The sequence below is a fragment of the Nocardia sp. NPDC055002 genome (assembly GCF_053608825.1).
The window spans coordinates 312340-339054 of record NZ_JBSGWE010000005.1; the positions used below are offsets into that span (position 1 = coordinate 312340).

A 26715-nucleotide genomic window follows, 5' to 3' on the forward strand; every position below is an offset into this window, starting at 1 on the left:
AGGTGGACACGATGGCCGACAAGCCGGTGAAGAAGGACGATCGCGCGTTGAAGCCGGGCGACCGTGTACGTGCCCGCATCGGGCGACGCCTAGTCGACGGGACCGTGACCAGCGCAAACGGCGGCCGGGTGCATGTCACCTTCAAGGTCAAGGACGCTGACGAGCCTGTTTCGAGGCTCTACCGTGAAACCGAGATCCGCTCAGCCTGAGGTACTCCGACTCGGCCGCGATGGGCGGTGCGGCGTGGGCGCACGGCTGTAGGTGCCTGCGCGAGTTGGTTGATCGTGCGTGCAGAGATGCGCGGCTTGTCGCCGGTCGATAAGACCACAACGGAGGAATGGTTGCTCCTTCGAATTCGGTTGTCCTGCAATGGTCACGTGATCTGATATCACTGTGAATCGACAGGAAGAGGCGCTGCAGCTCGCCGAGCAGTTGCTAGCTGACATAGAGCTGAAGCGGCTTGCAGCGACAGACATCGTGCTCAAGGCGAGCCGGCTCGGTCGGTTAGCCGGGCATGACGACCTGCAGACCTTTCTCCGTTACGAGCGTGAGGGCTATCCAGACGAGGAACAGCATGGTGAGTGGGTCAAGCGCGCGGGCCGCCTCAGGGGGGAAGACTGGTTCAAGGCGCCGCTCACGCACATCGAGGCAGTCGTGGAGACCTCGAACAACTCGGTTGAGGCGCTGAAAGGCGGCGGGAACTACTCGGGTGACATGGCCAGGATCGCGCAGGAAGACCACGACAGGCGGATCATAAAGATCGCCGCGGCCATGACGCCTTGCCTGGCGATCCGTGGCGCTGTTTTGTCAACGATCTACAGCCTGGTAACGGAGATCTACCACGAGCTCCTGTTCAGTGAGCTGCAGTCCACCCTGTTCGAACAGGCGCGGGTCAGTGTGGATGGCGCGTTGGCGCAGGCAAGTGGATCAGCCCTGGACAAGATCGAAAGCGTGTCAGATCGTCTCCGGGAGGGTGCACCGGAGTCTGTAAGCCAAGCCCTCACAACCTGCCGCAGGCTGATTGATTCATGCGCGGATCATTTGTTCCCTGGCAGGGAAGGGGACTACATGGTCGGAGAACAGCCGCTCAAGGTCGGCAACGGGCATGTCTTGAACCGATTGCAGGCCTACTGCCATCAGCAGGGGATCTCGAAGAGTCGCCATGACCGTATCCGCAAGGCCATGTCCGAGCTGTACTCAAGGTGCTCTGCGGGGACTCACGCCGACGTCACGATCCAGGAGGCGCGATTCGTATTTCTTCAGACCTACGTCCAGTTGGGCGAGATCCTGACGCTGAAAACCACGGATGTAGCGTCCGCAGACTGATCTGGGTAGCGCGTACGCAGTCGGTACGCAGCACGGTTCGTACGGTTCAGCACGGCCAACCCGAGCAACATCGCTACCAGCGGTTATCTATCTGACCCGGCTGGGGTCGATTGTTGCAAACAGCTGGATAGATATTCATCATCAACATGGTGATCAGTGGTCTGCACAGCTACGCGGGTCTGAACTGAGCGGCTGCTACATCCGATATAGCATGTCTGCATAGCTTCGAGATGAGACCATAGGTCTTGTGGCGCAAGATCTTCGGCTGTCCGGTGTGACCTACAGCGCGGGGGATCGCTCCGGGGGATCGGCTGGGCGTGCGGGGAAGTTGAGTTTCTCGCGTGCGGGAATCCGGTGGCGACGATCGGTGCGCTCGGCGTTCGTGGTCGGCTGGCGTGAGGTGACGGGCGTGGATGTGCGCACGCCGGATCTTCTCGAAGTGATCGGTGCCGGAGTCGGGTGGGCCGACGGCTCGGTGATTCGCCTGGATGTGGCGGGGGCTAATCGGGTGGCGGTCGCGGAGAACCACCGCGACAGCGGGCGCTATCAGGAAGCTATCGCGGTGTTGGAGCCGCTCGCTCAACAGTGCGCGGAGAAGTTCGGTGGCGACCAGCGCATCACGTTGCAGGTGCGCAATGCCCTCGGCCGGTCGTACTGCGATGCGGGGTACGTCTCCGAAGGACTGGAGGTGCTCGACGATATCGTGTCGATCGCCGAGCATGTTCTCGGCGTCGACGACGAAATGACGCTCACCCTCCGCAACAATCTGGCATTGGGATATTCCGCTGCCGGTGAGCATCTTCAGGCCCTCGACCTACTCGACCTGAACGTCGATTACAGCGAACGGAAACTCGGCGACGACAGTCTCGAAACTCTCGGGCGTCGCAACAACTTGGCGGCGACCCAGGCGCTGGCCGGGTTTCGGCAACGGGCTGCGGCCTCGTACTGGAGCATCCTCGATCGGATGTATCCCGACAGTGATGTGCACAGCCTCGCGGTCACCGCACGCCAGAACCTGGCCATCTTGCACAACCCGCGGTGGCAGCCCTGAGGCGCCTGATCAGCAGTAGTAGCAGATCTTGTTGGCGGGAAGCTCTACGTGGCAGTTGAGGCAGACCGGCTTGCGGACCGGTTCGGGCTTGGGGATGGCGGCTACGGTCCGGCGGGCGGCGGAGGGGCGTTTGACGGCTGCCTCGGCTGCTTCGGCGGTGGCCAGGTCCGCGGAGGTGGACTGGCGGATGGCCGCGACCTTCGGGGGGAGGGTGGGCAGGCCGCCGTCGGCGGGGAGGTCGGTGGCGTAGTGCTGATAGCACTGCCAGCGGGCCGCGGCCGCGTGCATTTCGAGATCGTCGGGGATGGGCAGGCCCGCGAGTTCGAGGATGTAGCGGTAGCCGGTGCCGACGGTCTGGTTCTTGCGCACGCACAGCGCGCTCAGCGGCGGCTCGTTGTTCTTGTGACAGTGCTCGGCGACCTTGTCCAGCACGACCGGAAGCCAGTGCTGCCACTTCACCGCGGTGCGGATCCCGGATTCTTCCTGGACCAGCTCGGCCAGCTCCGTGTTGACGATGAAGTTGTTGAACCGGGTAGCGGTGTCGGCCAGCACCTCGTGTGCGGCGCGAGTCCACTCCGACCGTGCCTCGGTGAACGTCACGGCGCTGCCGTCGGCCGCGCGCCAGGTGGTCGGGACAGAACCCTGCTGCACATCAATCACCGGAATACGTTATCTACCCAGCTCTTTCGACGCGCAACGGGGGTATGTGCGTCAGCTCACGGCGACGCACTTCGTGAGGGTCACTCGGCGGGGCCGGAGTCGTCACGTGGTTGTTTGCCGAGGCGCCAGAGGAATTCCGGATCGTCGTCGGGGCCGAGAACCGGTCTGCGCGAGGGCGGGCCGGGATTCGGGCGTTGCATTTCGGGGCCGAACGCCTTCCAGCACAACACCGCGATGGCCACGATCGCGATGAGTGCCAATAGGTACGTCACGTCGCTCACCTCCTGCTATCGAGGGTAGCCGTGTCCGCGCCGTGTGCACATCCGCAACGGGAGGGAAATTTTTGGCGAACGCGAGCCCGCGGTGGGCTCGCGTCGGCCGGTGAGTCAGCGGGGTGCTGCCTCGGTGGTCAGTGATCTGAGCAACTGCAGGACCTCGGACTCGCGGAAACGGCGATGTCCGCCCGGTGTACGCAGTGAGCCGAGTCTGCCCGCATGGGCCCACCGGGTGACGGTCTTGGGATCTACGTGGAACATGGCGGCCACTTGGCCTGGTGTCAGCAGAGTGTCCTGAAGGCCGACGGTGATCGCAGTCATAGCTAACCTCTCCGTTCTCGACAGTTCCCTCATCAGTGGCGTCATCGTCGCACTGCGACCCCCATGTAGTCGAACCACCTACTGTTGGTAAAGGGGAAGTAATAGACAAAAGCCGCGAACGGGGCCGCATCGGAGACAATTCCGCCGGGGCTACGCTGTAGTCGTGAGTGAAGCAACAGGTCAGCAGGGTCCTGGCGCAGGGAAGCGGCTGGTCCGCAATCTCGCGCTCTACACGCTGGCTCGTCTCGGGCTGGTCGTGGTGATCGCCGCGTTGATCGTAGGCGTGGCCAAGCTGATCGGTGTCGACGTGCCGATCATCGTCGCGGCACTGTTCGCGCTGATCGTCGCGATGCCGCTGTCGCTGACGTTGTTCAAGAAACTGCGGGTGAAGGTGAACGAGGACATCGCCGTGGTCGACGCGCGCCGCCGCCAGGACAAGGCGCAGCTGCGGGCCCGCTTGCGGGGTGACGACGACGGCGCGTCGGCGTGAAATACCTCGACCGCAGCGCCCCGCGTGACTGGGTCGACAATGCCGTCCGGCTGATCGACGCCGACACGCAGCGCTCCGCCGACACTCACCTGCTGCGGTATCCGCTGCCCGCCGACTGGCCGGTGCAGCTCTACCTCAAGGACGAGTCGACCCACATCACCGGCAGTCTCAAGCACCGGCTGGCGCGGTCGCTGTTCCTGTACGCGATCTGCAACGGCTGGGTGACCGAGGGCACGACGGTGGTCGAGGCGTCGTCGGGTTCGACGGCGGTGAGCGAGGCGTACTTCGCGAAGCTGCTCGGTCTGGACTTCGTCGCGGTGATGCCCGCGAGTACGTCGCCGCAGAAGGTCGCGCTCATCGAAGCGCAGGGCGGCCGATGTCATTTCGTCGATCGACCACCGGACATGTACACCGAGGCCAAGCGTCTCGCCGCCGAATCCGGCGGACATTTCATGGATCAGTTCACCCATGCAGAGCGGGCCACCGACTGGCGTGGCAACAACAACATCGCCGAGTCCATCTTCGAACAGCTGGCGCTGGAGAAGCACCCGGTGCCGGAGTGGATCGTGGTCGGTGCGGGCACCGGCGGCACCAGCGCGACGATCGGTCGCTACATCCGGTATCGCAGGCACGCGACGCGTCTGGCCGTGGTGGACCCGGAGCATTCGGCGTTCTACGGCGGCTACGAGACGGGCGACGCGGGCTACGAGACCGGAATGCCGTCGCGCATCGAGGGGATCGGCCGTCCTCGGGTGGAGCCGTCGTTCGTTGGCCAGGTGGTCGATCGGATGATCGTGGTTCCCGACGCGGCCTCGATCGCCACCGCCCGTCATGCGAGCGCCGCGCTGGGCCGCCGCGTCGGCGGTTCGACCGGCACGAACCTGTGGGGCGCGTTCCATCTGGTCGCCGAGCTGGTCGCGGCGGGCCGCAGTGGAAGCGTGGTCACGCTGCTGTGCGACGGCGGCGACCGGTACGCGGGCACCTATTTCGACGACGACTGGGTGGCCGCCCAGAACATGGATCTGACCGGCCCGACCGAGATCCTCACCGAATTCGCCACCACCGGCCGCTGGAACGGCTGACAACCTCCGCCACACCCTTTCCCGGCCTGTTCGCGCTCAGCGATGTCAATTTTTGTTGACAAACATGGCCGACGTCAATCAAAATTGACGGCATGACCGATGCAACAACCCTCGCCTCAGCGGCAGGCAACCCCGACCCTGCGGTCGGGCTGCGCGCGGTGCTCGCCCTGCGCAGGCTGGCCGACCGACTCGAAACCATCCAGGTCGCCAATGCCAGAGCCAACGGCTGGTCGTGGCAGGCCATCGCCGAGGCGCTCGAGGTGAGTAAGCAAGCGGTCCATCAGAAACACAACCGGAAAGGTGGAACCCGCTGATGTTCGAAAAATTCAGCCGCGAGGCCAGAACCGCGGTGGTCGGTGCCCAGGACGACGCCAAGGAGCTGGGCGCGAAGCGGATCGGGCCGGAGCATGTGCTGCTCGGCACCGTGTCGAACGCCGAACCGGAGCTGCGTGCGGTGCTAGACGCGCGCGGCATCACCGCCGGCGGTGTGCGCGCCGCCCTCGCCGCCCGTACGAGCGAGCCGCCGCTGGGCGCCGACGACGCGCAGGCCCTGCGCTCGATCGGCATCGATTTGGATGCCGTGCAGGCCAGCATCGCCGACAACTTCGGCCCGCAGGCCTGGGACCAGGCCGAACCGGAGGCCAAACGCGGCATGTTCGGCCGACTGCTCGGCTCCGGGCACATCCCGTTCACGAGCACGGCCAAGAAGTCACTCGAACTCGCGCTGCGCGAGGCGATCCACCGCAAGGATCGCGAGATCTCCTCGACCTACCTGCTGCTCGGCATCCTGCGCGGGGCAGACCCGGCCACCACGGACCTGCTCGGCGGCCGCGACGCGGTGTCCGGCCTACGCGCCGATCTCTACGCGATGCTCGACCGCGCCGCGTGAATTCCACATCGGGTGTGTGTCAGACCCGCCGCAATGTCCGTTTCCCGGCCTAGCATTGCGTGCATGCAACTAGCAATCCGGTTGGTCATCAACGCCATAGCCATCTGGGCTGCGGCCGCGTGGATCGACAAGATCGATATCTACGTGCCGCCCGAGTGGTCAGCGGAGTGGGGCAACTGGGGCAAGGCCCTGGTCCTGCTCATCGTCGCGCTCGTGTTCACGGCGGTCAATGCCGTGATCAAGCCGATCGTGAAACTCCTGTCGCTGCCGTTCGTGATCCTCACCCTCGGCCTGTTCCTGCTGGTGGTGAACGCGGGGATGCTGTGGCTCACCGCCAAGATCACCGAGCTCACCGACTACGGCCTTCGCGTCGACGGCTTCTGGGCGGCGCTGTGGGGTGGCTTGATCATCACGCTGGTCAACTGGGTGCTCGGCATTCTGGTGCCCGACGGCGACTAGCCCGCGAGCCCGACGGCCAGCGCGCTCAGCGCCGACCAAGCCAGCAGGGCGAGCCCCGAATCGCGGAGGGCGGGAATCAGTTCCAGCCCGCCCTTACCGGTGCGCACAGGGGCGTTGGCCCGGATCGCCAGCGGCAACGCGAGCAGTCCGGCCAGCGCCCATGGCGTGCGCGCGATCAGCGCGAGGCTGATCACGAACGGCGCCGCGAGCAACACCAGGTGCAGGGTGCGGGTGCGCGCGTCGCCGAGTTTCACCGCGAGCGTGACCTTGCCCGACTCGGTGTCGGTCGGGATGTCACGCAGGTTGTTGGCCACCAGCACCGCGCTGGAGAACGCGCCGACGCCGATCGCGAGCAGCAGGCCGACCCAGTCGACCCGCAGCGCCTGCACGTACTGGGTGCCGAGCACCGCGATCAGCCCGAAGAACACGAACACGGCGATCTCGCCGAAACCGCTGTAGCCGTACGGCTTGCTGCCGCCGGTGTAGAACCATGCGCCCGCCAGGCACAGCGCGCCGATCAGCACCAGCCACCACGCGGTGGTCACGGCCAGCACGAGGCCGGCGACCGCGCCGATCGCGAGACTGAGCACCGCGGCCGTGCGAACAGCTTCGGGGGAGGCCAGTTTCGAGCCGACCAGGCGCAGTGGGCCGACCCGCACGTCGTCGGTGCCGCGAATGCCGTCGGAGTAGTCGTTGGCGTAGTTCACCCCGACGATCAGCGCCAGTGAAACCAGCAGCGCCAGAATCGCTTTCCACCAGACGGCCCCGTCTACCGACGCGGCGGCGCCGGTGCCCGCGAGTACCGGCGCGATCGCGTTGGGCAGCGTCCGCGGTCGGGCGCCCTCGATCCATTCCGCTGCTGTAGCCATGGATCGAAGCCTAATCCGACACGGACGCTCCCCGCTCCTGGAGCCCCTCGCGCACGGCCGGAGGGCGCCTGATCGCGGTCAGGCCGGGGTGGACTCGGCGACCGTCTTGAGCCGGGCCAGTCCCTTGTCGAAGTCCTTGCCGATGAGGTTGTCGATCGGGAACACCTTGCCGAGCACGCCCATCAGCCCGGAGTGGGTGCCGGTCATCTGCCAGGTCACCTCGGTGCCACCGGCAACCGGAGCGAGCGTGAAGGTGACGAAATTGGTGGCTTTGAACGGTTTCTCGAAGGTGAGCTCCACGCCGATCTCGCGTTCGGCGTCGGCCTTGATCTCCATCACGCCCGCACCGGCTTTGCGGTTGCCCCGCCAGGCGTAGCGGGCGCCGACGCCGGATTCCGGGCCGGTGTAGGTACGGGCGAGCTGCGGGTCGGCGTCTTCCCACGGCGACCACAGCCGCCACTGGCGGAAGTTGTCGATCAGTGCGTGGATCCGTGCCGGTTCAGCGGCGATGACGGTGCGCCGCGACACCTCGAAGTTGCCCATGTGCGTGAGCCTAAAGCGAGGTGGGGACAAAATCGCGGGACACAACGTCGGCGGTGTCGCGCCGGGGCGCGAACCGGGAACCCGTCGCCGCCCTCGCCTACGATGACATCCGGCATGTCTGTACAGCATCGCGGCCCCGAGGGGTCGCCCTCCGAGGCACTCTCCCGCGTTGTCGTGGGGGTGCTTGGCGTGATCGCGATCCGCCGCGACGACGCAATGATCGCGCTACCCGGCGCCCGCGCCAGGTTGCTGCTGGCCGCGCTCGCGGTGCATCCGGGCCGGGCTCGCAGCGCGCAAACGCTGATCGACGAGGTGTGGGGCGAACAACCACCACGCGCACCGATGAACGCGCTGCACACGCAGGTCTCGCGCCTGCGAGCGATGCTGCCCGACGGCGCACTGGAGATCGGCCCGGCCGGTTACCGGCTGAGATTGCCCACCGACAGCGTCGACCTCACCGCGGTCACCGCGCTGGCCCGTCGAGCCGACGACGATCTGACCGCGGGAAACACCACCGACAGCCTCGCCACGATCGCGCTGGCCCGCACCCTGTGGCGCGGCGAACCGGGCGCCGATCTTCCTGATTCCGCCCCCGCCGACGACCTGCGCGCGGCCGCCACCGAGCTCCGCCGCCACCTCGATCAGACCGAACTCACGGCTCACACCAGCTTGCGCGACTTCACCGCCGCCATCCCGCTGGCTCGCGCGACCGCGGCGACCAACCCCCTGGACGAATCCGCTCACACGACCCTGATCCGTCTTCTCGCTGCCGCGGACCGAACCAACGAAGCCCTCGAAGTCTTCGCCACGTACCGGCTGCGCCTGATCGAAGAACTCGGCGCCGACCCAGGGCCCACTCTGCTCGCCCTCAACACCGCCATATTGCGCGGCGAACCGATCGAGCTCCCCGGAACTCGTAACAGCAAGGCCGCCCCGGTCGCCGCTGGTAGGGCAGGCCTCGACACTGGGGATGGCGACGGGCCCGGGCAAACCGACGGGCACCACTCGCCTGTTGGCACCTGGACACACGGCAGCGGAGCCGAGGCAGAACCGGTCGGCCCATCGACGACGTCCAGCGGCGATGACCCCCAGCGCACCGGCGCGTCAACCCCCGTGGGGGCGGGCGAACAGCGAGCGAACACGCTGTCGGTCGAAGCGGCGAACGGCAGCACCCCTGACCGACGGACGGCAAACCGCACCTCGATGACCCGCACGGCAGTCGGGCTGCGTGCGGCGCCCAATGAATTGCTCGGTCGCTCGGCAGATCTCGACGCGATCACCGATCTGGCGCACCGCTCCAGAGTGACCACCGTCCTCGGTCCCGGTGGCACCGGCAAGACCAGAATCGCCAACGCGGTGGGCGAACGGCTGGCTCGTTCCGTGCCGGTGGTGCTCGTCGAACTGGCTTCGGTGCAGCCCGAATCGGAGACGGACGGCGAATCGCGCACCGGCATCGAAGTCGTGATCGGGCAGGTGATGGGCCTGGGTGAGGTGATCCGTGACCCGGGAGCCATCCGGCAGGGCAGGCAGATCGATGCGCGCACCCGCCTGCGTGAGGCGCTCGCGGCGCGGCCGATGGTGCTGATTCTGGACAATTGCGAGCACGTGATCGATGCCGCGGCGGAAGTGGTCGCCGATCTGGTCGGCAGTTGCGCCCAGTTGACAGTGCTCACCACGAGCCGCTCGCCGTTGGCGATCACCGCCGAATCCGTCTATCCCCTCGCTCCTTTGGCGATCGACGCCGCCGGTTCGCCTGCCACGGAACTGTTCTCGGCACGCGCCAGGGCGGTACGTCCCGACGTGCGGCTCGATCCCGACACCGTGGCCCGGCTGTGTCGCACTCTGGACGGCCTCCCGCTGGCGATCGAGCTCGCCGCCGCGCGGGTGCGCACGATGAGCGTCGCCGAGATCGAGACCAGGCTCGAACATCGTTTCGCCCTGTTGCGCAGCGGTGATCGGTCCGCGCCGCATCGGCATCGCACGCTGCACGCGGTGATTGCCTGGAGCTGGAACCTCCTCGACCCCGATCAGCAGGTGACCCTGCGCAGGCTGAGTCGTTTCGCGGCCGGATTCACCCTGTCCGCGGCCGAGATCGTGGCCGCCGGAGCGGATGTCGCCGCCGCGGTCGACGGGCTGGTCGGGCAGTCCCTGCTCACCGTCCTGGACGACCCCGACGGCGCCGGCATCCGCTACCGCATGCTCGAAACGGTCCGTGAGTTCGGCGCCGAACAGATCGCCGCCGTCGACGCGGTGACCGCCGGTGCCGAATCCGCGCTCGTTCTCGACCGGATGTTCTGCTGGGCCAGGGAGTTCGCGCTGGACGCGTTTCGCGGCTACCGCGACGGTGATCAAGTGGCGTCGGTGCTGGCGGTGAGTGCCGATCTGGACAACCTGGTCGCGGTGCTGCGCACTGCCGTCGACCGCGCCGACGCGCACACCGCGTACTCGGTCTTTCCGGTGGTCGCGATGGTGTGGGTGATGCGTGGCGCGCACCTGGAATTCACCGGGTGGGCCATGCGATTGGTCGTTGTCGCGCCGCCGACGCCGGGCTCGGGGGAGGCCGCCGACCTCCAGATGATCACGCACCTGCTGACCTGCCTGCACATGCTGTTCCTCAAGGACGGTGGCGTCCGGGCGACGGGGATCGTGCGCATGCGCGCGAGGCGGTTGCTGGCGAACCCCGATCTCGATCCCGGCCTGTCCTTCCTCGGTACGGTGATCACCGTGCAGCCCAAGCGATTCCGGTTGGGCAGGCTGTTCGCGCGGGGCGCGCGATCACGTCATCGACAAGTCCGGCTCGCCGCGTGGGTGGCCCGATCCAACTTCTGGGAGAACGGCGGCAACGTCGCGGGCTCGACCCTCGACTCCTTGCGCGCACTCGACGACATGGACGCGGCGGAAGTCTGGGGCCGGGCGACGGTGTGCCAGCACCTGGCTCAGCTGTGCGGCCAGTCCGCGCGCTATGACGAGGCCGTGACGTACTACCGCAGCGCACTGGAGCTGATGGGCCGGCTCCGGGTGCACGAGGAGATCATGGAGAGCCGCTGCTACCTGGCCGCGGCCCTGGTGGGCGGTGGTCAACTCGAGCAGGCGCGTGCCGAACTCGACGTCGCGGTGCGACCGAATGATTCGGGCGTCAGCCCGGTCGACGACCCCGCGGTCCGCCGCAACCACCGCCTGGCCAACGCCGCGACGGCCATCGCCGAACTCGAACTCGCCGAGGGCGATATCGACGCCGGGCTCGGCCACTACCGTCGTGGGCTGGAACTGCTCGGCTGGCCCGATTTCGAACCGACGCCGGGCCCCGGTTCGCTGATGGTGGCGGCGGCCACCATCAGTGCCCATGTGCTGCACGGCCGGGCATCCGCTGCCGCCGGCCTGGTGGCGCAGCTGATCGAGACCGCCGATCAACGCCTGGCGCAGTACGTCGACCTGCCGCAGATCGGCGCGGTCGCGTGCGGACTCGGTTCCTATCTGCTCGCCACCGATCCCATGAGCGCCGAGGGGCTCGAACTGCTCACCCTCGCACGGACATCGGTGGCCAGGCAGGACGGCCCGTCGATGGAACTGACCGCCCACATCGCTCTGCACCGAGGTGCCGTCGGCGACGCCGTGATGGACGCGGCCTTGCATCGCGCGGCGGGTACGCGTCGTCTCGACGCCGCGACGCGCATCATCGAGATCATCTCCGGACTGCGCTGACACGACAACGGCACCCGACCCGGTGGATCGGATGCCGTTGCGGAAGAGCGGTGTTCAGGCGCGGCGCATGTAGGCCCGCACCGCCAGCGGCGCGAAGATCGCGATCACCACGAGCGACCCGACCAGCGACCAGACGAGGTCGGTGCCGTAGCTGTTGGTGTTCATCAGTTCTCGGCAGGTGTTGACCATGTAGTACACCGGGTTGGCGTGGTTGAGCCCCTGCATCCAGCCCGGCATGGTGCTCACCGGGGCGAAGGCGCCGGACATGAACGTCAGCGGGAACATCACCATCATCGAGATGCCCTGCACCGACGCGGCGCTCTTGCCGGTGACACCGACCAGCGCCCAGATCCAGCTGACCGCGAACGAGCACACCACGACCACCAGGCAGGCCGCGACCACGCCGACCAGACCACCGCCGGGCCGGTAGCCGAGCGCCAGCCCGACCAGCACGGTCAGCGTCGAGGCGATGGCGTAGCGCACCATGTCGGCCAGTAGCGCACCGGACAGCGCCGAGACCCGGGCGATGGGCAGGGATTTGAAGCGGTCGAACACGCCCTTGTCCATGTCCTCGCGCAACTGCGTGCCGGTGACCACCGAGGTCAGCACCACGGTTTGCACGAGGATGCCCGGGATGAGCACCGGCAGATAGCCGGACACGCTGCCCGAGATCGCGCCGCCGAAGATGTAGGTGAACAGTGCCGTGAACAGGATCGGCTGCACCGTCACGTCGAAGAGCTGTTCGGGATTGTGTTTGATCTTGAGCAGGCCGCGATAGGCCATCGTGAACGAGGTGGAGATCGTGTCGCGCAGGCTGATTCGGTCGCTGGCCTGGGGAATGTCGTCGATGGTCGGGGGAGCGGTGAGAACTGCGGTCATGCCGCGCTCCGTTCGGTGTCGTCGGATTCGTCGGCCGGGTGGCCGGTGATGGTGAGGAAGACTTCGTCCAGCGTCGGCTTGCTGACGGTGATCTCCTCGACCCCGACCTCCCAGTCGCGCAACCGGATCAGCAGGTCGGCGGTGAGATTCGGGTCGGGCAGCGGTGCGGTGAGCCTGCCCGCTTCGGGGCTGATCTGCGCGCTCACGCCGAGGAAGTCGCCGACGATGCGGCGGGCCTCGTCGAGCTGCTCGGGATCGACCAGGGTCAGGTGGACCGATGCGCCGCCGATGGAGGCCTTGAGCTCGTCGGCGGTGCCGTCGGCGATCACCTTGCCGCGGTCGATCACCGCGATCCGGTCGGCCAGCTGGTCGGCCTCGTCGAGGTACTGGGTGGTGAGCAGCACCGTCGCGCCCTCGCGGACCAGCCTGCGGATGGTGTCCCACATCTGCGCGCGGGTGCGGGGATCGAGGCCGGTGGTCGGCTCGTCGAGGAACAGTAGCGGCGGGGTGGAGATGAGGCTGGCAGCGAGGTCGAGGCGCCTGCGCATCCCGCCGGAGAAGTTCTTCAACGGCTTGGACGCGGCCTCGACGAGGTCGAATTCCTCGAGCAGCTCGACGGCTTTGCGCCGGGCATCGCCCCTGCTCAGGCCGAGCAGGCGGGCGAAGATGATCAGGTTCTCGGTGGCGGTGAGTTCCTCGTCGACCGAGGCGTACTGACCGGTGACACCGATCAGCGAGCGCACCGCGTTCGGTTCGGCCACGACGTCGCGGCCGAAGATCCGGGCGCTACCGCCGTCGGGGCGGAGCAGGGTCGCCAGCATCTTGATGGTCGTGGTCTTGCCCGCGCCGTTCGGTCCGAGCACGCCGTATACGGCGCCGCGCGGCACCGTCAGGCTGACCCCGTCGACCGCCCGCTGCTTCCCGAACACCTTGACCAGCCCGTCCGCCTCGACGGCGAGGGATGAAGTGGGTGTGTAAGTCATGAGCACTACCGTGCCCACCCCGACTTGCACGCCCCTTGCACAGCGCTGTCGTCGGGCGGCTACTCGGCCAGCAGGAGCTTGCGCAGGGCCGCGCGGTCGGGCTTGCCGGGGCCGCGGAGCGGGATTTCGGACAGGACGGCCAGTTCCCGTGGTGCGGCGATCGAGTCGAGTTCGGCCACCACGTGGGCGCGTAGCTCGTCCAGCGTCGGCGCGGCACCGGGTGTCGGCACGATCGCGACCGCGACCCGCTGACCCAGCCGTTCGTCGGGCAGGCCGAGCACGATGCATTCGCGGATACCGGGGTGGTTGGCCAGCACAGCCTCCACCACCTGCGGAATCACCAGCAGCCCGCCGGTCATGATCGCCTCGTCGAGGCGGCCCGAAATCGAGAGCACACCGTCGTCGAAGGAGCCCGCGTCCTCGGTCCGGAACCAGCCGGGCTCGGCGAAGGCCGGGTGATCGGGCAGATTGCGGTAACCGCGCGCGATCATCGCACCGCCCAGAATGACGCGACCGTCCTCGATCCGTACCTCGGTGCCGTCGAGCGGCACGCCCTCGTAGACGCACCCGCCACAGGTCTCGCTCATCCCGTAGGTGCGAACCACCGTGATACCGAGGTCGCGCGCCCGGTCCAGCACCGGCGCGGGCGTGGCCGCACCGCCGACCAGGACTCCGTCGAGTTCGGCCAGCGCCTTGGCCGCGATCGGCGAATCCAGCGACTTGATCAGCTGTGTGGGTACCAGCGCGGTGTAGCGACGCGGTCCGCGCATCGCGCCGACAGCGCCGGCCAGCGCCTCGGGCAGGAATCCGCCCGACACGTCGAGCACGGTCGGTTCGGTGCCGGCGAGAATGCTGCGCAGCAGCACCTGGATACCGGCGATGTGATGGGTGGGCAGCGCCAGCAGCCAGCTACCCGGACCGCCGAGGCGGTCGTGGGTGGCGTTGCCACTGGCACGCAGTGCCTCGGCGCCGAGCAACGCGCCCTTGGGGATACCGGTGGTGCCCGAGGTCGTCACGACCAGCGCGACATCGTCATCGATCGGATCGCCGGGTTTGAGCGCGTCGGAGAGTCTGCGCGCCTCCCGGCGGTCGGTGGTCGGGATCGGTAGCCACGCCGGGCCGCTGCCGTCGAGGGCTTGGCGCAGGTGGGGCATCACTTCGCTGACCCCTGCACCGGTCGGCATCTGCAGCGTCCGCAGGGTTCTGCTCACGCCGCGGCCTCGCTGGCGCTCGGCCGCACCGTGCGCATTGCGCGCTGGCACTTGATTCGCTCGCTGCGCTCCCTCATGCCCACCACCTCCGGAAACAGCTTGCCGCGCGCCCTCACGGCTTCGATCGTGTCATGCGACCGACAAGACCCGGCCAACGGGTCGGTTTGTCGGGAAACGGGTCGGAAAAGCCAGGCATAGCGACTGCGATTCAGTAGATGGACACCACTCGCACGGCGGTCCGGACGGCGTCGGTCGGGCGCTTGCTCGCAGCTATCGTGCGCGGCCGAGCCGTCATCGGCAACTCGGCTCGGCCGCGTGCACAGCTCACTCACTCCGCTGACCAGCGCGGATCCCGCCGGATCGGATGTTCGGCGGGCACCTGGACCAGCACGATCGCGACCCCGTCCGGATCGCGCACCCACATCTCCCACAGACCCCACGGCTCGAGCACCGGTGCGCGCTCGATCTGAATTCCCTTCAGCGCCAACTCCGCTGCCGCGTCCTCGACATCGCGCACCTGCAACCAGATCGCGCCGTCGAAGCTGCCTGCCTGCCCGCTGCCACCGTGTGCGGCGACCTCGAGCAGCGACTGCCCGGCGAAGAACACCGTGCCGCCCGGGTACTCCCGTGCGATCGCCAAGCCGAGGCTGTCGCGGTAGAACGCCAGCGTGCGACCGTAATCGCTGGGACGCACGATGATCCGGCTGTTGAGAATCTCCATGGGGGTGTCCGTTCTCAGAAGTACCAGGGGTAGGGCGTCCAATCGGGCTTGCGCTTCTCCAGGAACGAGTCTCGGCCCTCGACCGCTTCGTCGGTCATGTACGCCAGGCGAGTCGCCTCGCCCGCGAACAGCTGCTGACCGACCAGACCATCATCGAGCAGGTTGAACGCGTACTTCAGCATGCGCTGCGCCTGCGGCGATTTGCCGTTGATGTCGGCGGTCCACTCGAGCGCGACGTTCTCCAGCTCGTCGTGATCGACGACCTTGTTCACCGCACCCATCTGGTGCATCTCCTCGGCCGTGTACGGCCTGCCGAGGAAGAAGATCTCGCGGGCGAACTTCTGGCCCACCATCTTCGCCAGATACGCGCTGCCGTAACCACCGTCGAACGAACCCACGTCGGCGTCGGTCTGCTTGAACCGCGCGTGCTCGCGCGAGGCGAGCGTCAGATCGCACACCACGTGCAGGCTGTGCCCGCCACCCGCGGCCCAGCCGTTGACCAGCGCGATCACCACCTTGGGCATGAAACGGATCAGCCGCTGCACCTCGAGGATGTGCAGTCGGCCCGCGCGCGCCGCATCGACCGTGTCGGCGGTCTCGCCGTCGGCGTACCGGTAGCCGTTGCGGCCGCGGATGCGCTGGTCACCGCCGGAACAGAACGCCCAGCCACCGTCCTTCTCGCTCGGACCGTTGCCGGTGAGCAGCACCGCGCCCACATCGGGGCTCATCCGCGCGTGATCGAGCGCGCGGTACAGCTCGTCGACGGTGTGCGGACGGAACGCGTTGCGGACCTCGGGCCGGTCGAACGCGACCCGCACCGTGCCCTGCTCGATATGGCGGTGATAGGTGATGTCGGTCAGGTCCTCGAACCCGGGGACGGGCTGCCACAGCTTCGGATCGAAAGTCACGAACACGATTATTGCCCTACCTTCCGGCGCCGCGGTACGAGGTCGTAACACCGCAGCTCGAGCGGTCGCCGCATACTCTGAGCACCCGGTGCGTATAGTTGCGCCTGCTCGTACATCGAACCGATCCGGAGGAACCTGAAAGTGGTTGCAGCACTGTCTGAATCCCTGCTCGACGACGCCAAGCGTCCGGCTTTCCTTGCTGACGCCGTCGAGGTGCTCGACGCCGAGGTCTCGGACAAAGGTGGTGCGTCCGGCCTGGCCGTGAAGGGTGGCTACGCGGCGGTCAAGAAGATCAGCCCGACCATCGTTCCCGACGGCCTCGCGTCGCTGGCGCCGAAACTGCTCGATCAGCTCCAGCCGTACTGGGCTGAATTCACCACCTCCGGCACCGGCACCTTCGCCGATCTGCTGGCCGCGAAGTCCGATGAGGTAGCCGAGTCGCTGCTGGCCGTCACCGACGCCCGCGCCGAGTCGTCCACCCGGCCTGCGCTGAAGAAGGTGTACTCGTCGATGCGTGGTTCGGCCAAGAAGCACGTCATCGAGGCACTGCCGCGCGTAGGCGACCTGGTGCAGAAGCACGCGGGCTGAGCGGTACGGCGAGGTAGCCCTCGCCACGATCGTCCGATTGGGCCGGTGCGAGTTCGGGTAACCGAATCGCACCGGCCTTTTCGCGTTCGGGGGTGACCACCCTCACGCAACAGGGGTGCGTGGTGGTGGCGGACACATCGATTCCCGGTCGGCGGTAAATTCCGGGTCGGTCTGTGTGAGGAATGTAACCGCTCCGGTGAACGCCAGGATAATTGCGGGTTGCCACGAATTCGTCATATGCGCGTGCATCGTCTTCGCGATTGACAACTACCCTGCCTTATCGGTTACGTTGCCAATCAAGCGATTCGGAATATGAATTGCTTCAAGTGACTGCATTGCACAGGTCGAAAGGAAATTTGCTCACATGATCTCTCGCAAGACCCTCGCCGCCACCGGTGCTGCCGCTGCCGCCGCTGTCATGTTCTTCGGTCCCGCCGTCGCGAGCGCCGACACCGGCTCCGCCGAGGCCTCCACGGGCTCGGCTGACGTGCTGACCGGCTCGTCCGCGGGTTCGGGTGTGCTCGAGTCGGGCAGCGCCGCTGTGGACAGCGCCACCTCCGCAGTCCTCAACATCATCGAGTCCGTCACGGGCATCCAGGATCTCACCGCCCCCGCGGAGTGAGCTGACTCTTCGTTCGGCCGGCCTTTTACCGGGTTGGCGGAAATCCGGCGGCGGGCGTCCTGCTCGTCGCCGGATTTCTTTCTTTTGTTGTTCTCTTTGCGATTTCATGAATATCGGTTGCCGCTGGATGTGAATAGCTGTCCGGCTCTTCGGTAATTGGTTGGGGCGTTCGTATATCGGTACGCCGTCCGGCTCGGTGACGCACGCAACGCGGGCCGGGGGCAGACGAGTGCGCGCCCGTCTGACAGGCTGTGATTGTGAATCCGTCTACTGCGCAGGCTCGAGTGGTCGTCGACGAGCTCGTCCGCGGCGGCGTCCGCGAAGTGGTGCTGTGCCCCGGATCGCGTAACGCGCCACTGGCCTTCGCGCTGCAGGCGGCGGACGCGGCGGGCGAGCTGCGGCTGCACATGCGCGTCGACGAGCGCACCGCGGGATTTCTCGCGATCGGTCTCGCGGTGTCGTCCGGGCGGCCGGTTCCGGTCGTGATGACCTCCGGCACCGCGGTGGCGAACCTGGGCCCGGCGGTCCTGGAGGCCAACTACGCGCGGGTGCCGCTGATCGTCGTCAGTGCCAACCGGCCCTACGAGATGCTCGGTACCGGCGCCAATCAGACGGTGGAACAGCTCGGGCTGTTCGGCTCTCAGGTGCGCGCCACGATCAGCCTCGGGCTGGCCGAAGCCGAAGCGGGGGAGTCAGCCTACCCGCGACAGAACAGTGTGTGGCGCTCGTCGGTGTGCCGGGTACTCGCCGCCGCGCGCGGAACCCGTTCCGGCAACGCGGGCCCGGTCCAGTTCGACATCCCGCTGCGGGAACCGCTGGTCCCGGAGCTGTCCGACGACCCGCTGCCCCTCGGCCGCGAGGGCGACCGGCCGTGGACGGCAACCCAGTACGCCACGCTCGACGTGCCGCTCGACATCGATCTGACGCCCGACACCGTCGTCATCTCCGGCCACGGCGCCCGGATGCTGCCCGAACTCGCCGCACTGCCGACGGTGGCCGAGCCGACCGCGCCGATGCACGGCCCCGCCCTGCATCCGCTCGCGCTGTCGCTGCTGAAGCCCACCCAGGCGATCATCACCGGTCGCCCGACCCTGCACCGGCAGGTCTCGCGCGTGCTGGCCGATCCGGACGTCACCGTGTTCGCGCTCACCACCGGTCCGCGCTGGCCCGATGTCTCCGGCAATGTCGTGGGCACCGGCACTCGCGCGGTGACCACCGGTGCGCCCGCGCCCGCGTGGCTGGCGCGCTGCGCCGAACTGAACCAGCAGGCCGAATCGGTGGTGCGGGCCGAGCTGGCCGCGCATCCTAAGGCGACCGGCCTGCATGTGGCGGCCGTGGTCATGGACGGATTACGAGAAGGCGATCAGCTGCTGCTCGGTGCGTCCAACCCGGTGCGCGACGCCGCCCTGGTCTCGCATCCACGGCCGGGTATCCGGGTGCTGTCCAATCGCGGCGTCGCCGGGATCGACGGCACGGTCTCCGGTGCCGTCGGTGCCGCGCTGGCGCATCCGGGCCGCACCGTGGCGCTGATGGGTGACCTCACCTTTCTGCACGATGCGTCCGGCCTGCTGATCGGTCGTGGCGAACCACGTCCGGACAACCTCACGATCGTCGTCGCCAACGATGACGGCGGTGGCATCTTCGAGCTGCTCGAACAGGGCGATCCGCAGTACGCGGGCGTGTTCGAGCGGGTGTTCGGCACTCCGCACGGCATGGATCTGGCTGCGCTGTGTGCTGCCTACCGTATCCCGCACCGTCAGCTCGATCCCGCCGAATTGGCCGTGGAACTGGCCGCCGACGCGCACGGTCTGCGCGTGCTCGAGGTGGCGACCGAGCGGTCCAGCCTGCGTGAACTGCACGCGGGTCTGCGGACGAAGATCGCCGGTTAGGCGAACCTCCGCCCTCGCCGTGCGCGAACGGCGATCGAACGCTGGCGCGCCCGTCAGCCTTCCTCGGCGACGGTGAACTCCTCGCCGCCGTCGTCGAAGGGGACGGGGATGATCTGTTCGATCACGTCCGCCGGATTCGCGGTCTCGGCCTCACGGGCGATGGTGGCTGCCATCTCGTCGGTGTAGTCGGCGGCGTCGGAGTAGGCGGGATCGTCGGGGTCGTCATCGCGGAAGGCGGACTGTTCCTGTTCGACGCGATCGGCCTCGGGGACCTCGTCCAGTGGGCGAGAGCTTTCGTAGTCGATCATCGGTGCTCCTCGTTCGTCGGCCTGCTCGATCGGTTGAGCCTCGGACGTGATTGACGTCGATCGGGTCCTGCGCTGTCCAGGGTGCGCCCATCCGGTGCCCGCGGCAACCCGCACCGATGACTTTCCGGCGACGGTGTCGTCTGCATCAGTGCAGCCATTGCCATCGCTGAGGAGCGCTCATGGAACCACAGTTCGATTTCGAACCAGCCGCCCGATCGCTGGCCCTGGTCGTCGACGGCATCACCGACGACCAGCTCGCCGACCCGACGCCGTGCGCCGAGTCCACGGTGCGCGATCTGCTCGCCCACGTGGTCGGGCTGACCGAGGCGTTCCGCCAGGCCGCGACCAAGGAGTCGATCGGCCGGTCCGTGCCACCGCCCGCCGGTTCCGACAGCCCGCTGCCCGATGACTGGCGCACCCGCATCGCCGCGCAGCTCGAGACGCTGACGTCGGTGTGGCGCGTGCCCGAGGCATGGGAGGGTGACACCGAGGCCGGTGGAGTCGAGCTGCCCGCCGCGGTCATGGCGATCGTCGCGCTCGACGAGATCACCATCCACGCGTGGGATCTCGCGGTCGCCACCGGACAGCATGTGACCGTCGCCCCTGCGGATCTCGCGATTCTGCACGAGTTCCTGCGCGAGACCGATCCCGCCGGCACTCCCGGCCTGTTCGGCCCGGTTGTCGAGGTCTCGGCCGACGCTCCCGCCTTCGACCGACTGCTCGGTCTCACCGGTCGCGACCCGGCCTGGCGTTCCCCGGCGGTCGCCTAGCACCCGCGCTCAGTCGTCCACTGCGTTCAGTCGTCGAGCTTCTCGGCGATGACGAATGTTCCCGCGGCGGCGGCGATGGCGGCGGCCCGGGCCGATCGGTCGGCGATGTCGTCGTCGATGGGATCGCCGCTGGCCAGTAATCGGTAGTAGAGCGGCGCGGAAACGGCGGACAGCACGGCGCGCGGGTCGGTGCCGACGGGCGCCTCGCCACGGATGACGGCGGCCTCGACACACGGCGCCCATTCGTTGAGCCGGGTGTCGTAGAACGTGTGCAGCGCGGCGGCGGTGGCATCGTCACAGGTGGCGGCGGCGATGACCGCGCGAAAGAGGTTGCTCTGGCGACCGTCGGCGAGAGTCTTCGCCACCAGGCGGGCGTTCGCGGTGAGATCGTCGAGCAGCGAGCCGGTGTCGGCGCGGGGCAGTGACTGCTCGGCCATGTCGACGAGCAGATCGGCGACCAACCCCGCGGGGGTGCGCCAGCGGCGGTAGACAGTCGTCTTGCCGACCCCGGCGCCGGTGGCGACCTCGGTCAGGTCGAGGTGCGCGAATCCGCGGTCCGCCAGCAGATCACCGGCCACTTCCAGGACGGACTCGCGCACCCGGGCGGTGCGTCCACCAGGCCGGACGGAGCCCGGCCAAGCGATGTCGTGGTCCATAACGGAACTCCTGTTTCATTTAGCGCGGATCGGGTGTACGGTCGATCGTGTTAACGAAACTATAGACCCTTTAGGAGCTCTCATGGAGTACCGACGGCTCGGCGCATCCGGTCTTCTCGTTCCGGCACTCGGCTTCGGCGCGGGTACTTTCGGTGGTCGTGGTGCGCTGTTCAGCGCATGGGGTGATACCGATGCCGCGCAGGCCAGGCGCTTGATCGACATCAGCGTGGAGGCCGGCGTCACCCTGTTCGACACGGCCGACGTCTATTCCGACGGCGCGTCGGAGGAGGTACTCGGCGCGGCGATCAAGGGCAGGCGCGAGCAGGTGCTGCTGTCGACCAAATCGGCGCTGCCCACCGGTCCCGGCCCTCACGAGGCGGGCTCGAGCCGCGCCAGGCTGATCCGCGCCGTCGATGCCTCGCTGCGCCGCCTCGGCACCGACTACCTCGACCTGTTCCAGCTGCACGCCTTCGACGCGGGCACACCGCTGGCGGAAACACTCACGGCCCTGGACGATCTGGTGCGGGCAGGCAAGATCCGCTACCTCGGCGTTTCCAACTTCGCCGGCTGGGAACTGATGAAAACACTCGCTACCGCCGAGGCTCTCGGCCTGGAAAGGCCGGTGGCGCACCAGGTCTACTACTCGCTGGTCGGTCGCGACTACGAATGGGAACTGATGCCGCTCGGTGCCGACCAGGGCGTCGGCTCTATCATCTGGAGTCCGCTCGGCTGGGGCAGGCTCACCGGCAAAATCCGTCGTGGACAACCGCTTCCGGCGGGAAGCAGGCTGCACGAGACGGCTCAGGCGGGTCCGCCCGTCGACGATGAACGGCTCTACGACGTTGTCGAGGTGCTCGATCGTATCGCCGCCGAAACCGGCCGCAGCGTCCCGCAGATCTCGCTGAACTGGCTGCTCACCCGGCCCACGGTCGCCACGGTGTTGATCGGCGCCCGCAATGAGGAGCAGTTACGCCAGAACCTCGGTGCGGTCGGTTGGCAGCTCGACCCCGAACACCTGGCCGCGCTCGATGCGGCGAGTGCGACGACACCCCCGTACCCCTACTACCCGTACCACCGGCTGCCCGACTTCGCCCGGCTCAACCCGCCGACGATCCCCGCGGCGGCCTGATCGGATCAGTACACGTCGCGCACGTACCGCTTCTCGGCGACGAGCTGCTTCTTGAAGGCCAGCGCGCCGGCCTCGTCCAGCTTTCCGTGGATCTGGGCGATCCGCAGCAGGGTGTCGTCGACATCCTTGGCCATCCGGGCGGCATCACCGCAGACGTAGAAGTGGCCGCCGTCGCGCAGCCACGACCACAACTCGGCGCCGTGCTCGATCATTCGGTGCTGGACATAGACCCGCTCGCGCTGATCACGGGAGAAGGCAAGGTCGAGCCGGGTGAGGAAACCGGAACGGAACATGTCTTCGAGCTCGGCGCGGTAGTAGAAGTTCTGGGCGGCGTGCTGGTCGCCGAAGAACAGCCAGTTGCGACCGGTCGCGCCGATGGCCCGGCGCTCGTGCAGGAAACCGCGGAAGGGAGCGATACCGGTACCCGGCCCCACCATGATCATCGGGGCGTTCGGGTCCAGCGGCGGACGGAAATGCGGTGCCCGCTGCAGAAAGATCGGCACTGCGGTCGTACCCCGGTCGGCCAGGAACGTCGAGCACACCCCACCCCGACGCGCCGAGGTGCCCACCGGGTCGCCGTAGCGGACGACACCGACCGTCAGCTGCACCTCGTCGGGCGTGGTCAACGGGCTCGAGGAGATCGAATACTGGCGTGGTTGCAGCTTTTTCAGTGCGCCCAGCCAGTCGACGAGATCGGTGCGTACCGGGAAGTCGCGCAGCACGTCGACCGCCTGGCGGTCCCACAGGTAGGAGGCGAGCTCATTGCGATTGTCGCGGCGCAGCAGCTTGGCCAGCTGTGGGTGTGGGTTGCGCTCGCCGATGAAGCCGAGCAGGTCCTGGCTCACCTTGGTGATGTCGTAGTGGGTGCGCAGGGCATCGGTGAGCGTGAGTTCGCGGTCGTCGACCTCGATCACGCGCCGACCGTCGAGTCCGGTGCAGGTGAGCCATTCGTCGACCAGATCCGGACAGTTGGCGGGCAGTACGCCCAGCGAATCGCCCACTTCGTACCCGGCGTCGAGGTCGTGCAGGTCGAAACCGAAGCGCCGCACCTCTTTCGGTGAGCCGGGTGCACTGAGGATCTCGTTGCGCATCAGGGTGGCGCGGACCGGGGACTGGCGGGTGAACGGAGCGGCGGTGGCGCGCTTCGCTCGGGCGGGCGCGAGTTGCCGGTCGAGCACGGTCGTTCCACCACGACCGGCCGGTGAGGGCATCGCACGGCCCGAATCGGCGTGCCGGGCAACGTTGCTGGTGCCGATCGAATCGCGGCCGTTCGACGCGCCGACGAGCGAGGCATCGCGGCCGCGCGGAGCGCCACCGGTCGGACCGCCGTCGTCGGGCGATCCGCTCGTGATCGCGATCAGGACATCGTCGAGCCACTGATCGGCGGTGTCGGCGAAATCGGGCTCGCTGTCCACCCGCGCCAGCAGTCGCTTCGCACCACGTTCGGCGAACAGGGTGTCGAGCTTGCGGCCATGGCCACAGAAGTCGTCGTAGGAGGAATCGCCGAGCGCGAACACCGCGTACCGAACACCGTTGAGGCGAATGATGCTGTCTTCGAGCCTGGTCCAGAAGTCGGCACCGTTGTCCGGCGGGCCACCGTCACCGAAGGTGCTGGTGACGATGAGGACGTCACCGGTGATCGAGGTCAGCTCGCACGAATCCATGTCGAGCAACGACGGCGTGAGGCCCGCCTCCGAGAGACGAGCCGCGACAGTGGCGGCCAGTTCTTCGGCGTTGCCGGTCTGGGAGGCCCACAGGACGGTGACCGGGTGGGAGTCGGGGCTGTCGGCGGCGTCGGTGGCGGCGCCGGCGTTGCGGGAGTACATGCCGGCCAGCAGTCCGTCGACCCACAGGCGTGACTGTGTCGACAACGGTGCGCTCACCGGAAGCACCGGCTGCCCGGTCACCGGTAGCGACTGCAGAGCGGCGAGGTAACCGCCGAGATAGATGCGCTCGGTCTCGCTGAGCGTGGGGGAGACGCCGGCGTCGAGGCCGAGGATCCCGGCCAGTGGATGCGCGGCCGGTTGTGCGGGCAGCTGCGCGGGGTGCGGGGGTGCTTGCTCGGGTGTGGCGGCCGGGCCGACCCGGCGCAGCGCCACCGCGCATGCCTTGAACTCCGGCTGCAACGAGGCCGGATCCACTGCGTCGTTGGTGACCGCGTTGATCGTCAGATATTCGCCCTGTTCGTCATTCCAGTGGAAAGGAGCAAAACAATCACCAGGTCGCACCCGGTCGCTGATCCGCACCGGCAGCACAGCACGGCCCCGGCGCGACGCGATCTCGAGCTGATCGCCCGGCTTCAGATCGAGCTTCTCGGCGTCGGTGGGATGAACTTCGACGAACGGCTCGCCGTTCAGCTTTGTCAGCTTGGCGACCTTGCCCGTCTTGGTCATCGTGTGCCACTGATGTTGCAGCCGACCGGTATTGAGCAGGAAAGGGTAGTCGTCATCGGGCAGTTCGGCGGCGGGCATATGCGGGCGGGGGAAGAACACCGCGCGCCTGCTCGCTGTAGCGAAAGCGAGCCGCGGGGTGGTGCCGTCGGCCGCTGTGTGCAGCGGCTGATGGGCGCCGTCGTTGATATAGCGGATCGGGTTGCGCGGGGTGTCCGCGTCACTGCACGGCCACTGCATCGGCCCCTGTGCCAGGCGCTCGTAGCTCATGCCGCTGAGGTCGTAGCCGGTGGCCGGGTTGGTGAATTGCCGCAGCTCGGCGAACACCTCCGCGCTGGAGGCGAAATCGAAGCCCGGGAAACCCATCGCCGTGGCGACCTGGGCGATCAGCAGCCAGTCCGGTCGCGCGTCGCCGATCGGGTCGACCGACTGCTGCAGCAGGGTGACGTTGCGCTCCGAATTCACCATCACCGCATCGGCTTCGGCCCACAGTGCGGCGGGCAGCAGCAGGTCGGCGTAGGCGTTGGTCGCGGTCTCGGCGTAGGCATCCTGCACCACGACCAGCTCGGCCGCCTCGAGGCCCGCGATCACCGTTTTGCGATTCGCCACGGTGGCCACGGGATTGGTGCAGATGATCCACGCGGCCTTGATCTCACCGTCGGCCAGCCCGCGGAACATGTCGATCGTGCCGGGGCCCGACTCGGTGCGCAGGGTGCCGTCGGGCAGATCCCATGCGGTCTCGACGAAGGTGCGGTCGGCGGGGGAGAGCAGGCTGCGTTGCCCGGGCAGGCCGGGGCCCATGTAACCCATCTCGCGGCCACCCATGGCGTTGGGCTGGCCGGTGAGCGAGAAGGGCCCACTGCCCGGCCTGCAGATGGTGCCGGTGGCCAGGTGCAGGTTCACCAGGGCGTTGGTGTTCCAGGTGCCGTGCGTGGACTGATTGAGCCCCATCGTCCACAGCGACATCCACTCGCCGGCTTCGGCGATCATCCTGGCCGCGGTGCGGATATCGGCCTCGGCGAGGCCGGTCAGTTCCGCGACACGGTCCGGGGGATAGTCGGCGAGGAACTCGGGCATCGCGTCCCAGCCCTCGGTGTGCTCGGCGATGAAGTCGGTGTCGATCGCACCGTCGGCGACCAGCAGGTGCAGCAGCCCGTTGAGCAGGGCGAGGTCGGTACCCGGTGCGATCTGCAGGAACAGGTCGGCGCGCGCGGCGGTATCGGTGCGGCGTGGATCGACCACGATCAGCTTGGCGCCCGCCTTGAGCCGGTCGGCCATGCGCAGATACAGGATCGGGTGGCAGTCGGCCATGTTCGCGCCGCTGACCAGGAACAGGTCGGCGTGTTCGAAGTCGTCGTAGGAACCGGGCGGCCCGTCCGCGCCGAGCGACTGCTTGTAGCCGGTGCCCGCGCTGGCCATGCACAGGCGCGAGTTGGCCTCGATGTGTTTGGTCCGCAGGTAGCCCTTGGCCAGTTTGGTGGCCAGGTACTGGGCTTCCAGCGACATCTGCCCCGAGACGTAGAGGGCGATCGCGTCGGGGCCGTGCTCGTCGAGGATCGCGCGCAGGCGGGTGGCGGTTTCGTGAACGGCCTCGTCGACCGGCAGTGGAACGGGGACCTGCCCGCGTTCGGGGCGCCGGTAGGCGGTGTCCATCCGGCCGGGCGCGGCCATCATCTCCGCGTGGGTGGCGCCCTTGGTGCACAGTCTGCCCGCGTTCGCCGGATGCAGCTTGTCGCCGCTGACCTTCGCGATCACTCGCGTACCAGACTGATCGGTCTTTGTCTGGACGTTTATGCCGCAGCCGACGCCACAGTACGAGCACTGTGTACGCACAGTGTCCGTGCCGCGGCTGTCCGCTTCCCCTGTCATGACTCGATCATCCGCATTGGTCGTTGCGCTCGATTTACCGAACGTTATGTCCAGGTGACAATCGACCTCACAAGACGAAATCTCGACGGTGAGGATGCGGCCCGAATATCACCCCTGATCAGGGC

Annotated in this window: 27 protein-coding genes; 14 read left to right on the forward strand and 13 right to left on the reverse strand. The window is 67.6% G+C overall.

The window, feature by feature from the left end; all coding sequences use genetic code 11:
• Positions 1-11: 11 nt before the first annotated feature.
• From ACWF99_RS22725 to ACWF99_RS22735, 3 genes are all read left to right on the forward strand, one after another.
• Positions 12-209 carry a hypothetical protein gene (locus tag ACWF99_RS22725; protein ID WP_452537305.1) on the forward strand — a complete coding sequence of 66 codons (198 nt, stop codon included), beginning with the start codon at positions 12-14 and terminating at the stop codon, positions 207-209.
• A 184-nt stretch (positions 210-393) separates the two neighbouring features.
• Positions 394-1326, forward strand: a complete 933-nt coding sequence (locus ACWF99_RS22730) for an AbiTii domain-containing protein (protein ID WP_452537306.1) — start codon at positions 394-396, stop codon at positions 1324-1326.
• Between the two features lie 247 nt (positions 1327-1573).
• On the forward strand, positions 1574-2377 hold the full coding sequence (locus tag ACWF99_RS22735) for a tetratricopeptide repeat protein (protein WP_378634195.1): 804 nt from the start codon (positions 1574-1576) through the stop codon (positions 2375-2377).
• A 9-nt stretch (positions 2378-2386) separates the two neighbouring features.
• Here ACWF99_RS22735 and ACWF99_RS22740 read toward each other — a convergent pair whose 3' ends face one another.
• The 3 genes from ACWF99_RS22740 to ACWF99_RS22750 all read right to left on the reverse strand — a co-directional run bounded on the left by ACWF99_RS22740 (position 2387) and on the right by ACWF99_RS22750 (position 3633).
• On the reverse strand, positions 2387-3037 hold the full coding sequence (locus ACWF99_RS22740) for a hypothetical protein (RefSeq protein ID WP_378634197.1): 651 nt from the start codon (positions 3035-3037) through the stop codon (positions 2387-2389).
• Between the two features lie 80 nt (positions 3038-3117).
• Entirely contained in the window at positions 3118-3309 is a 192-nt protein-coding gene (locus ACWF99_RS22745; protein ID WP_378634199.1) for a hypothetical protein, read from the reverse strand.
• Positions 3310-3423: 114 nt separating this feature from the next.
• Positions 3424-3633, reverse strand: coding sequence for a BldC family transcriptional regulator (locus ACWF99_RS22750; protein WP_056814442.1), 210 nt, complete (start codon positions 3631-3633; stop codon positions 3424-3426).
• Between the two features lie 163 nt (positions 3634-3796).
• Between ACWF99_RS22750 and ACWF99_RS22755 the strand changes: the two genes are divergently transcribed.
• The 5 genes from ACWF99_RS22755 to ACWF99_RS22775 all read left to right on the forward strand — a co-directional run bounded on the left by ACWF99_RS22755 (position 3797) and on the right by ACWF99_RS22775 (position 6553).
• Complete coding sequence (locus ACWF99_RS22755; protein ID WP_358061030.1) at positions 3797-4123, forward strand: DUF4229 domain-containing protein; 327 nt, start codon at positions 3797-3799, stop codon at positions 4121-4123.
• On the forward strand, positions 4120-5205 hold the full coding sequence (locus ACWF99_RS22760) for an L-cysteine desulfhydrase Cds1 (protein WP_378634202.1): 1086 nt from the start codon (positions 4120-4122) through the stop codon (positions 5203-5205). The genes ACWF99_RS22755 and ACWF99_RS22760 overlap by 4 nt, the downstream gene beginning before the upstream one ends.
• Positions 5206-5297: 92 nt before the next feature.
• The gene (locus ACWF99_RS22765) at positions 5298-5519 is read left to right on the forward strand and encodes a hypothetical protein (protein ID WP_019049431.1); all 222 of its coding nucleotides are present in this window, start codon (positions 5298-5300) and stop codon (positions 5517-5519) included.
• The gene (locus tag ACWF99_RS22770; RefSeq protein ID WP_452537307.1) at positions 5519-6094 is read left to right on the forward strand and encodes a Clp protease N-terminal domain-containing protein; all 576 of its coding nucleotides are present in this window, start codon (positions 5519-5521) and stop codon (positions 6092-6094) included. Before ACWF99_RS22765 ends, ACWF99_RS22770 begins: the two co-directional genes overlap by 1 nt.
• Positions 6095-6157: 63 nt before the next feature.
• Positions 6158-6553, forward strand: a complete 396-nt coding sequence (locus ACWF99_RS22775; protein ID WP_378634206.1) for a phage holin family protein — start codon at positions 6158-6160, stop codon at positions 6551-6553.
• Here the strand turns inward: ACWF99_RS22775 and ACWF99_RS22780 are convergent.
• A complete protein-coding gene (locus ACWF99_RS22780; protein ID WP_378634208.1) occupies positions 6550-7422 on the reverse strand; it encodes a 1,4-dihydroxy-2-naphthoate polyprenyltransferase in 873 nt (290 codons plus the stop codon). The two genes, ACWF99_RS22775 and ACWF99_RS22780, sit on opposite strands and share 4 nt — an antisense overlap.
• A 78-nt stretch (positions 7423-7500) precedes the next feature.
• Positions 7501-7965, reverse strand: coding sequence for an SRPBCC family protein (locus tag ACWF99_RS22785; protein ID WP_378990998.1), 465 nt, complete (start codon positions 7963-7965; stop codon positions 7501-7503).
• A gap of 114 nt (positions 7966-8079) precedes the next feature.
• Here ACWF99_RS22785 and ACWF99_RS22790 point away from each other — a divergent pair, with 114 nt between their 5' ends.
• Positions 8080-11667 (forward strand): AfsR/SARP family transcriptional regulator, encoded by a 3588-nt coding sequence (locus ACWF99_RS22790; RefSeq protein WP_452537308.1) that lies wholly within the window; start codon positions 8080-8082, stop codon positions 11665-11667.
• A gap of 54 nt (positions 11668-11721) precedes the next feature.
• Here ACWF99_RS22790 and ACWF99_RS22795 read toward each other — a convergent pair whose 3' ends face one another.
• The 5 genes from ACWF99_RS22795 to ACWF99_RS22815 all read right to left on the reverse strand — a co-directional run bounded on the left by ACWF99_RS22795 (position 11722) and on the right by ACWF99_RS22815 (position 16369).
• Positions 11722-12546, reverse strand: coding sequence for an ABC transporter permease (locus tag ACWF99_RS22795; protein WP_378634216.1), 825 nt, complete (start codon positions 12544-12546; stop codon positions 11722-11724).
• The gene (locus ACWF99_RS22800; RefSeq protein WP_378634218.1) at positions 12543-13529 is read right to left on the reverse strand and encodes an ATP-binding cassette domain-containing protein; all 987 of its coding nucleotides are present in this window, start codon (positions 13527-13529) and stop codon (positions 12543-12545) included. The genes ACWF99_RS22795 and ACWF99_RS22800 overlap by 4 nt, the downstream gene beginning before the upstream one ends.
• A gap of 59 nt (positions 13530-13588) precedes the next feature.
• Positions 13589-14713 carry an o-succinylbenzoate--CoA ligase gene (menE, locus tag ACWF99_RS22805; RefSeq protein ID WP_452537363.1) on the reverse strand — a complete coding sequence of 375 codons (1125 nt, stop codon included), beginning with the start codon at positions 14711-14713 and terminating at the stop codon, positions 13589-13591.
• A 355-nt stretch (positions 14714-15068) separates the two neighbouring features.
• A complete protein-coding gene (locus ACWF99_RS22810; protein ID WP_378634221.1) occupies positions 15069-15461 on the reverse strand; it encodes a VOC family protein in 393 nt (130 codons plus the stop codon).
• Positions 15462-15475: 14 nt separating this feature from the next.
• Positions 15476-16369: a 1,4-dihydroxy-2-naphthoyl-CoA synthase gene (locus ACWF99_RS22815; RefSeq protein WP_194826848.1), complete on the reverse strand. Its 894-nt coding sequence runs from the start codon at positions 16367-16369 to the stop codon at positions 15476-15478.
• Positions 16370-16510: 141 nt separating this feature from the next.
• Here ACWF99_RS22815 and ACWF99_RS22820 point away from each other — a divergent pair, with 141 nt between their 5' ends.
• The 3 genes from ACWF99_RS22820 (at position 16511) to menD (ending at position 19468) form a co-directional block, all read left to right on the forward strand.
• Complete coding sequence (locus ACWF99_RS22820) at positions 16511-16957, forward strand: DUF6918 family protein (RefSeq protein WP_056814402.1); 447 nt, start codon at positions 16511-16513, stop codon at positions 16955-16957.
• 364 nt (positions 16958-17321) lie between these two features.
• Positions 17322-17579 carry a hypothetical protein gene (locus ACWF99_RS22825; protein WP_378634224.1) on the forward strand — a complete coding sequence of 86 codons (258 nt, stop codon included), beginning with the start codon at positions 17322-17324 and terminating at the stop codon, positions 17577-17579.
• A 257-nt stretch (positions 17580-17836) separates the two neighbouring features.
• Entirely contained in the window at positions 17837-19468 is a 1632-nt protein-coding gene (gene menD, locus ACWF99_RS22830; RefSeq protein WP_452537309.1) for a 2-succinyl-5-enolpyruvyl-6-hydroxy-3-cyclohexene-1-carboxylic-acid synthase, read from the forward strand.
• Between the two features lie 53 nt (positions 19469-19521).
• Here menD and ACWF99_RS22835 read toward each other — a convergent pair whose 3' ends face one another.
• On the reverse strand, positions 19522-19776 hold the full coding sequence (locus ACWF99_RS22835; protein WP_378634227.1) for a hypothetical protein: 255 nt from the start codon (positions 19774-19776) through the stop codon (positions 19522-19524).
• 179 nt (positions 19777-19955) lie between these two features.
• Here ACWF99_RS22835 and ACWF99_RS22840 point away from each other — a divergent pair, with 179 nt between their 5' ends.
• Positions 19956-20546: a TIGR03086 family metal-binding protein gene (locus ACWF99_RS22840; protein WP_378634229.1), complete on the forward strand. Its 591-nt coding sequence runs from the start codon at positions 19956-19958 to the stop codon at positions 20544-20546.
• A gap of 26 nt (positions 20547-20572) precedes the next feature.
• On the opposite strand, the gene ACWF99_RS22845 is transcribed toward ACWF99_RS22840, so the two are convergent.
• The gene (locus ACWF99_RS22845; RefSeq protein WP_378634232.1) at positions 20573-21202 is read right to left on the reverse strand and encodes a TetR/AcrR family transcriptional regulator; all 630 of its coding nucleotides are present in this window, start codon (positions 21200-21202) and stop codon (positions 20573-20575) included.
• Positions 21203-21284: 82 nt separating this feature from the next.
• Here ACWF99_RS22845 and ACWF99_RS22850 point away from each other — a divergent pair, with 82 nt between their 5' ends.
• Complete coding sequence (locus ACWF99_RS22850; protein WP_452537310.1) at positions 21285-22331, forward strand: aldo/keto reductase; 1047 nt, start codon at positions 21285-21287, stop codon at positions 22329-22331.
• A 5-nt stretch (positions 22332-22336) separates the two neighbouring features.
• Here ACWF99_RS22850 and ACWF99_RS22855 read toward each other — a convergent pair whose 3' ends face one another.
• The gene (locus ACWF99_RS22855; RefSeq protein ID WP_452537311.1) at positions 22337-26590 is read right to left on the reverse strand and encodes a molybdopterin-dependent oxidoreductase; all 4254 of its coding nucleotides are present in this window, start codon (positions 26588-26590) and stop codon (positions 22337-22339) included.
• Positions 26591-26715 lie beyond the last annotated feature (125 nt).

Coding starts and splice junctions, on each gene's coding strand:
- ACWF99_RS22725 (WP_452537305.1), top strand. CDS start 12: ATGGCCGACAAGCCGGTGAAGAAGGACGATCGCGCGTTGAAGCCGGGC.
- ACWF99_RS22750 (WP_056814442.1), bottom strand. CDS start 3,633: ATGACTGCGATCACCGTCGGCCTTCAGGACACTCTGCTGACACCAGGC.
- ACWF99_RS22765 (WP_019049431.1), top strand. CDS start 5,298: ATGACCGATGCAACAACCCTCGCCTCAGCGGCAGGCAACCCCGACCCT.
- ACWF99_RS22770 (WP_452537307.1), top strand. CDS start 5,519: ATGTTCGAAAAATTCAGCCGCGAGGCCAGAACCGCGGTGGTCGGTGCC.
- ACWF99_RS22775 (WP_378634206.1), top strand. CDS start 6,158: ATGCAACTAGCAATCCGGTTGGTCATCAACGCCATAGCCATCTGGGCT.
- ACWF99_RS22780 (WP_378634208.1), bottom strand. CDS start 7,422: ATGGCTACAGCAGCGGAATGGATCGAGGGCGCCCGACCGCGGACGCTG.
- ACWF99_RS22785 (WP_378990998.1), bottom strand. CDS start 7,965: ATGGGCAACTTCGAGGTGTCGCGGCGCACCGTCATCGCCGCTGAACCG.
- ACWF99_RS22790 (WP_452537308.1), top strand. CDS start 8,080: ATGTCTGTACAGCATCGCGGCCCCGAGGGGTCGCCCTCCGAGGCACTC.
- ACWF99_RS22795 (WP_378634216.1), bottom strand. CDS start 12,546: ATGACCGCAGTTCTCACCGCTCCCCCGACCATCGACGACATTCCCCAG.
- ACWF99_RS22800 (WP_378634218.1), bottom strand. CDS start 13,529: ATGACTTACACACCCACTTCATCCCTCGCCGTCGAGGCGGACGGGCTG.
- menE (WP_452537363.1), bottom strand. CDS start 14,713: ATGCCGACCGGTGCAGGGGTCAGCGAAGTGATGCCCCACCTGCGCCAA.
- ACWF99_RS22810 (WP_378634221.1), bottom strand. CDS start 15,461: ATGGAGATTCTCAACAGCCGGATCATCGTGCGTCCCAGCGATTACGGT.
- ACWF99_RS22825 (WP_378634224.1), top strand. CDS start 17,322: ATGATCTCTCGCAAGACCCTCGCCGCCACCGGTGCTGCCGCTGCCGCC.
- ACWF99_RS22835 (WP_378634227.1), bottom strand. CDS start 19,776: ATGATCGACTACGAAAGCTCTCGCCCACTGGACGAGGTCCCCGAGGCC.
- ACWF99_RS22840 (WP_378634229.1), top strand. CDS start 19,956: ATGGAACCACAGTTCGATTTCGAACCAGCCGCCCGATCGCTGGCCCTG.
- ACWF99_RS22845 (WP_378634232.1), bottom strand. CDS start 21,202: ATGGACCACGACATCGCTTGGCCGGGCTCCGTCCGGCCTGGTGGACGC.
- ACWF99_RS22850 (WP_452537310.1), top strand. CDS start 21,285: ATGGAGTACCGACGGCTCGGCGCATCCGGTCTTCTCGTTCCGGCACTC.
- ACWF99_RS22855 (WP_452537311.1), bottom strand. CDS start 26,590: ATGACAGGGGAAGCGGACAGCCGCGGCACGGACACTGTGCGTACACAG.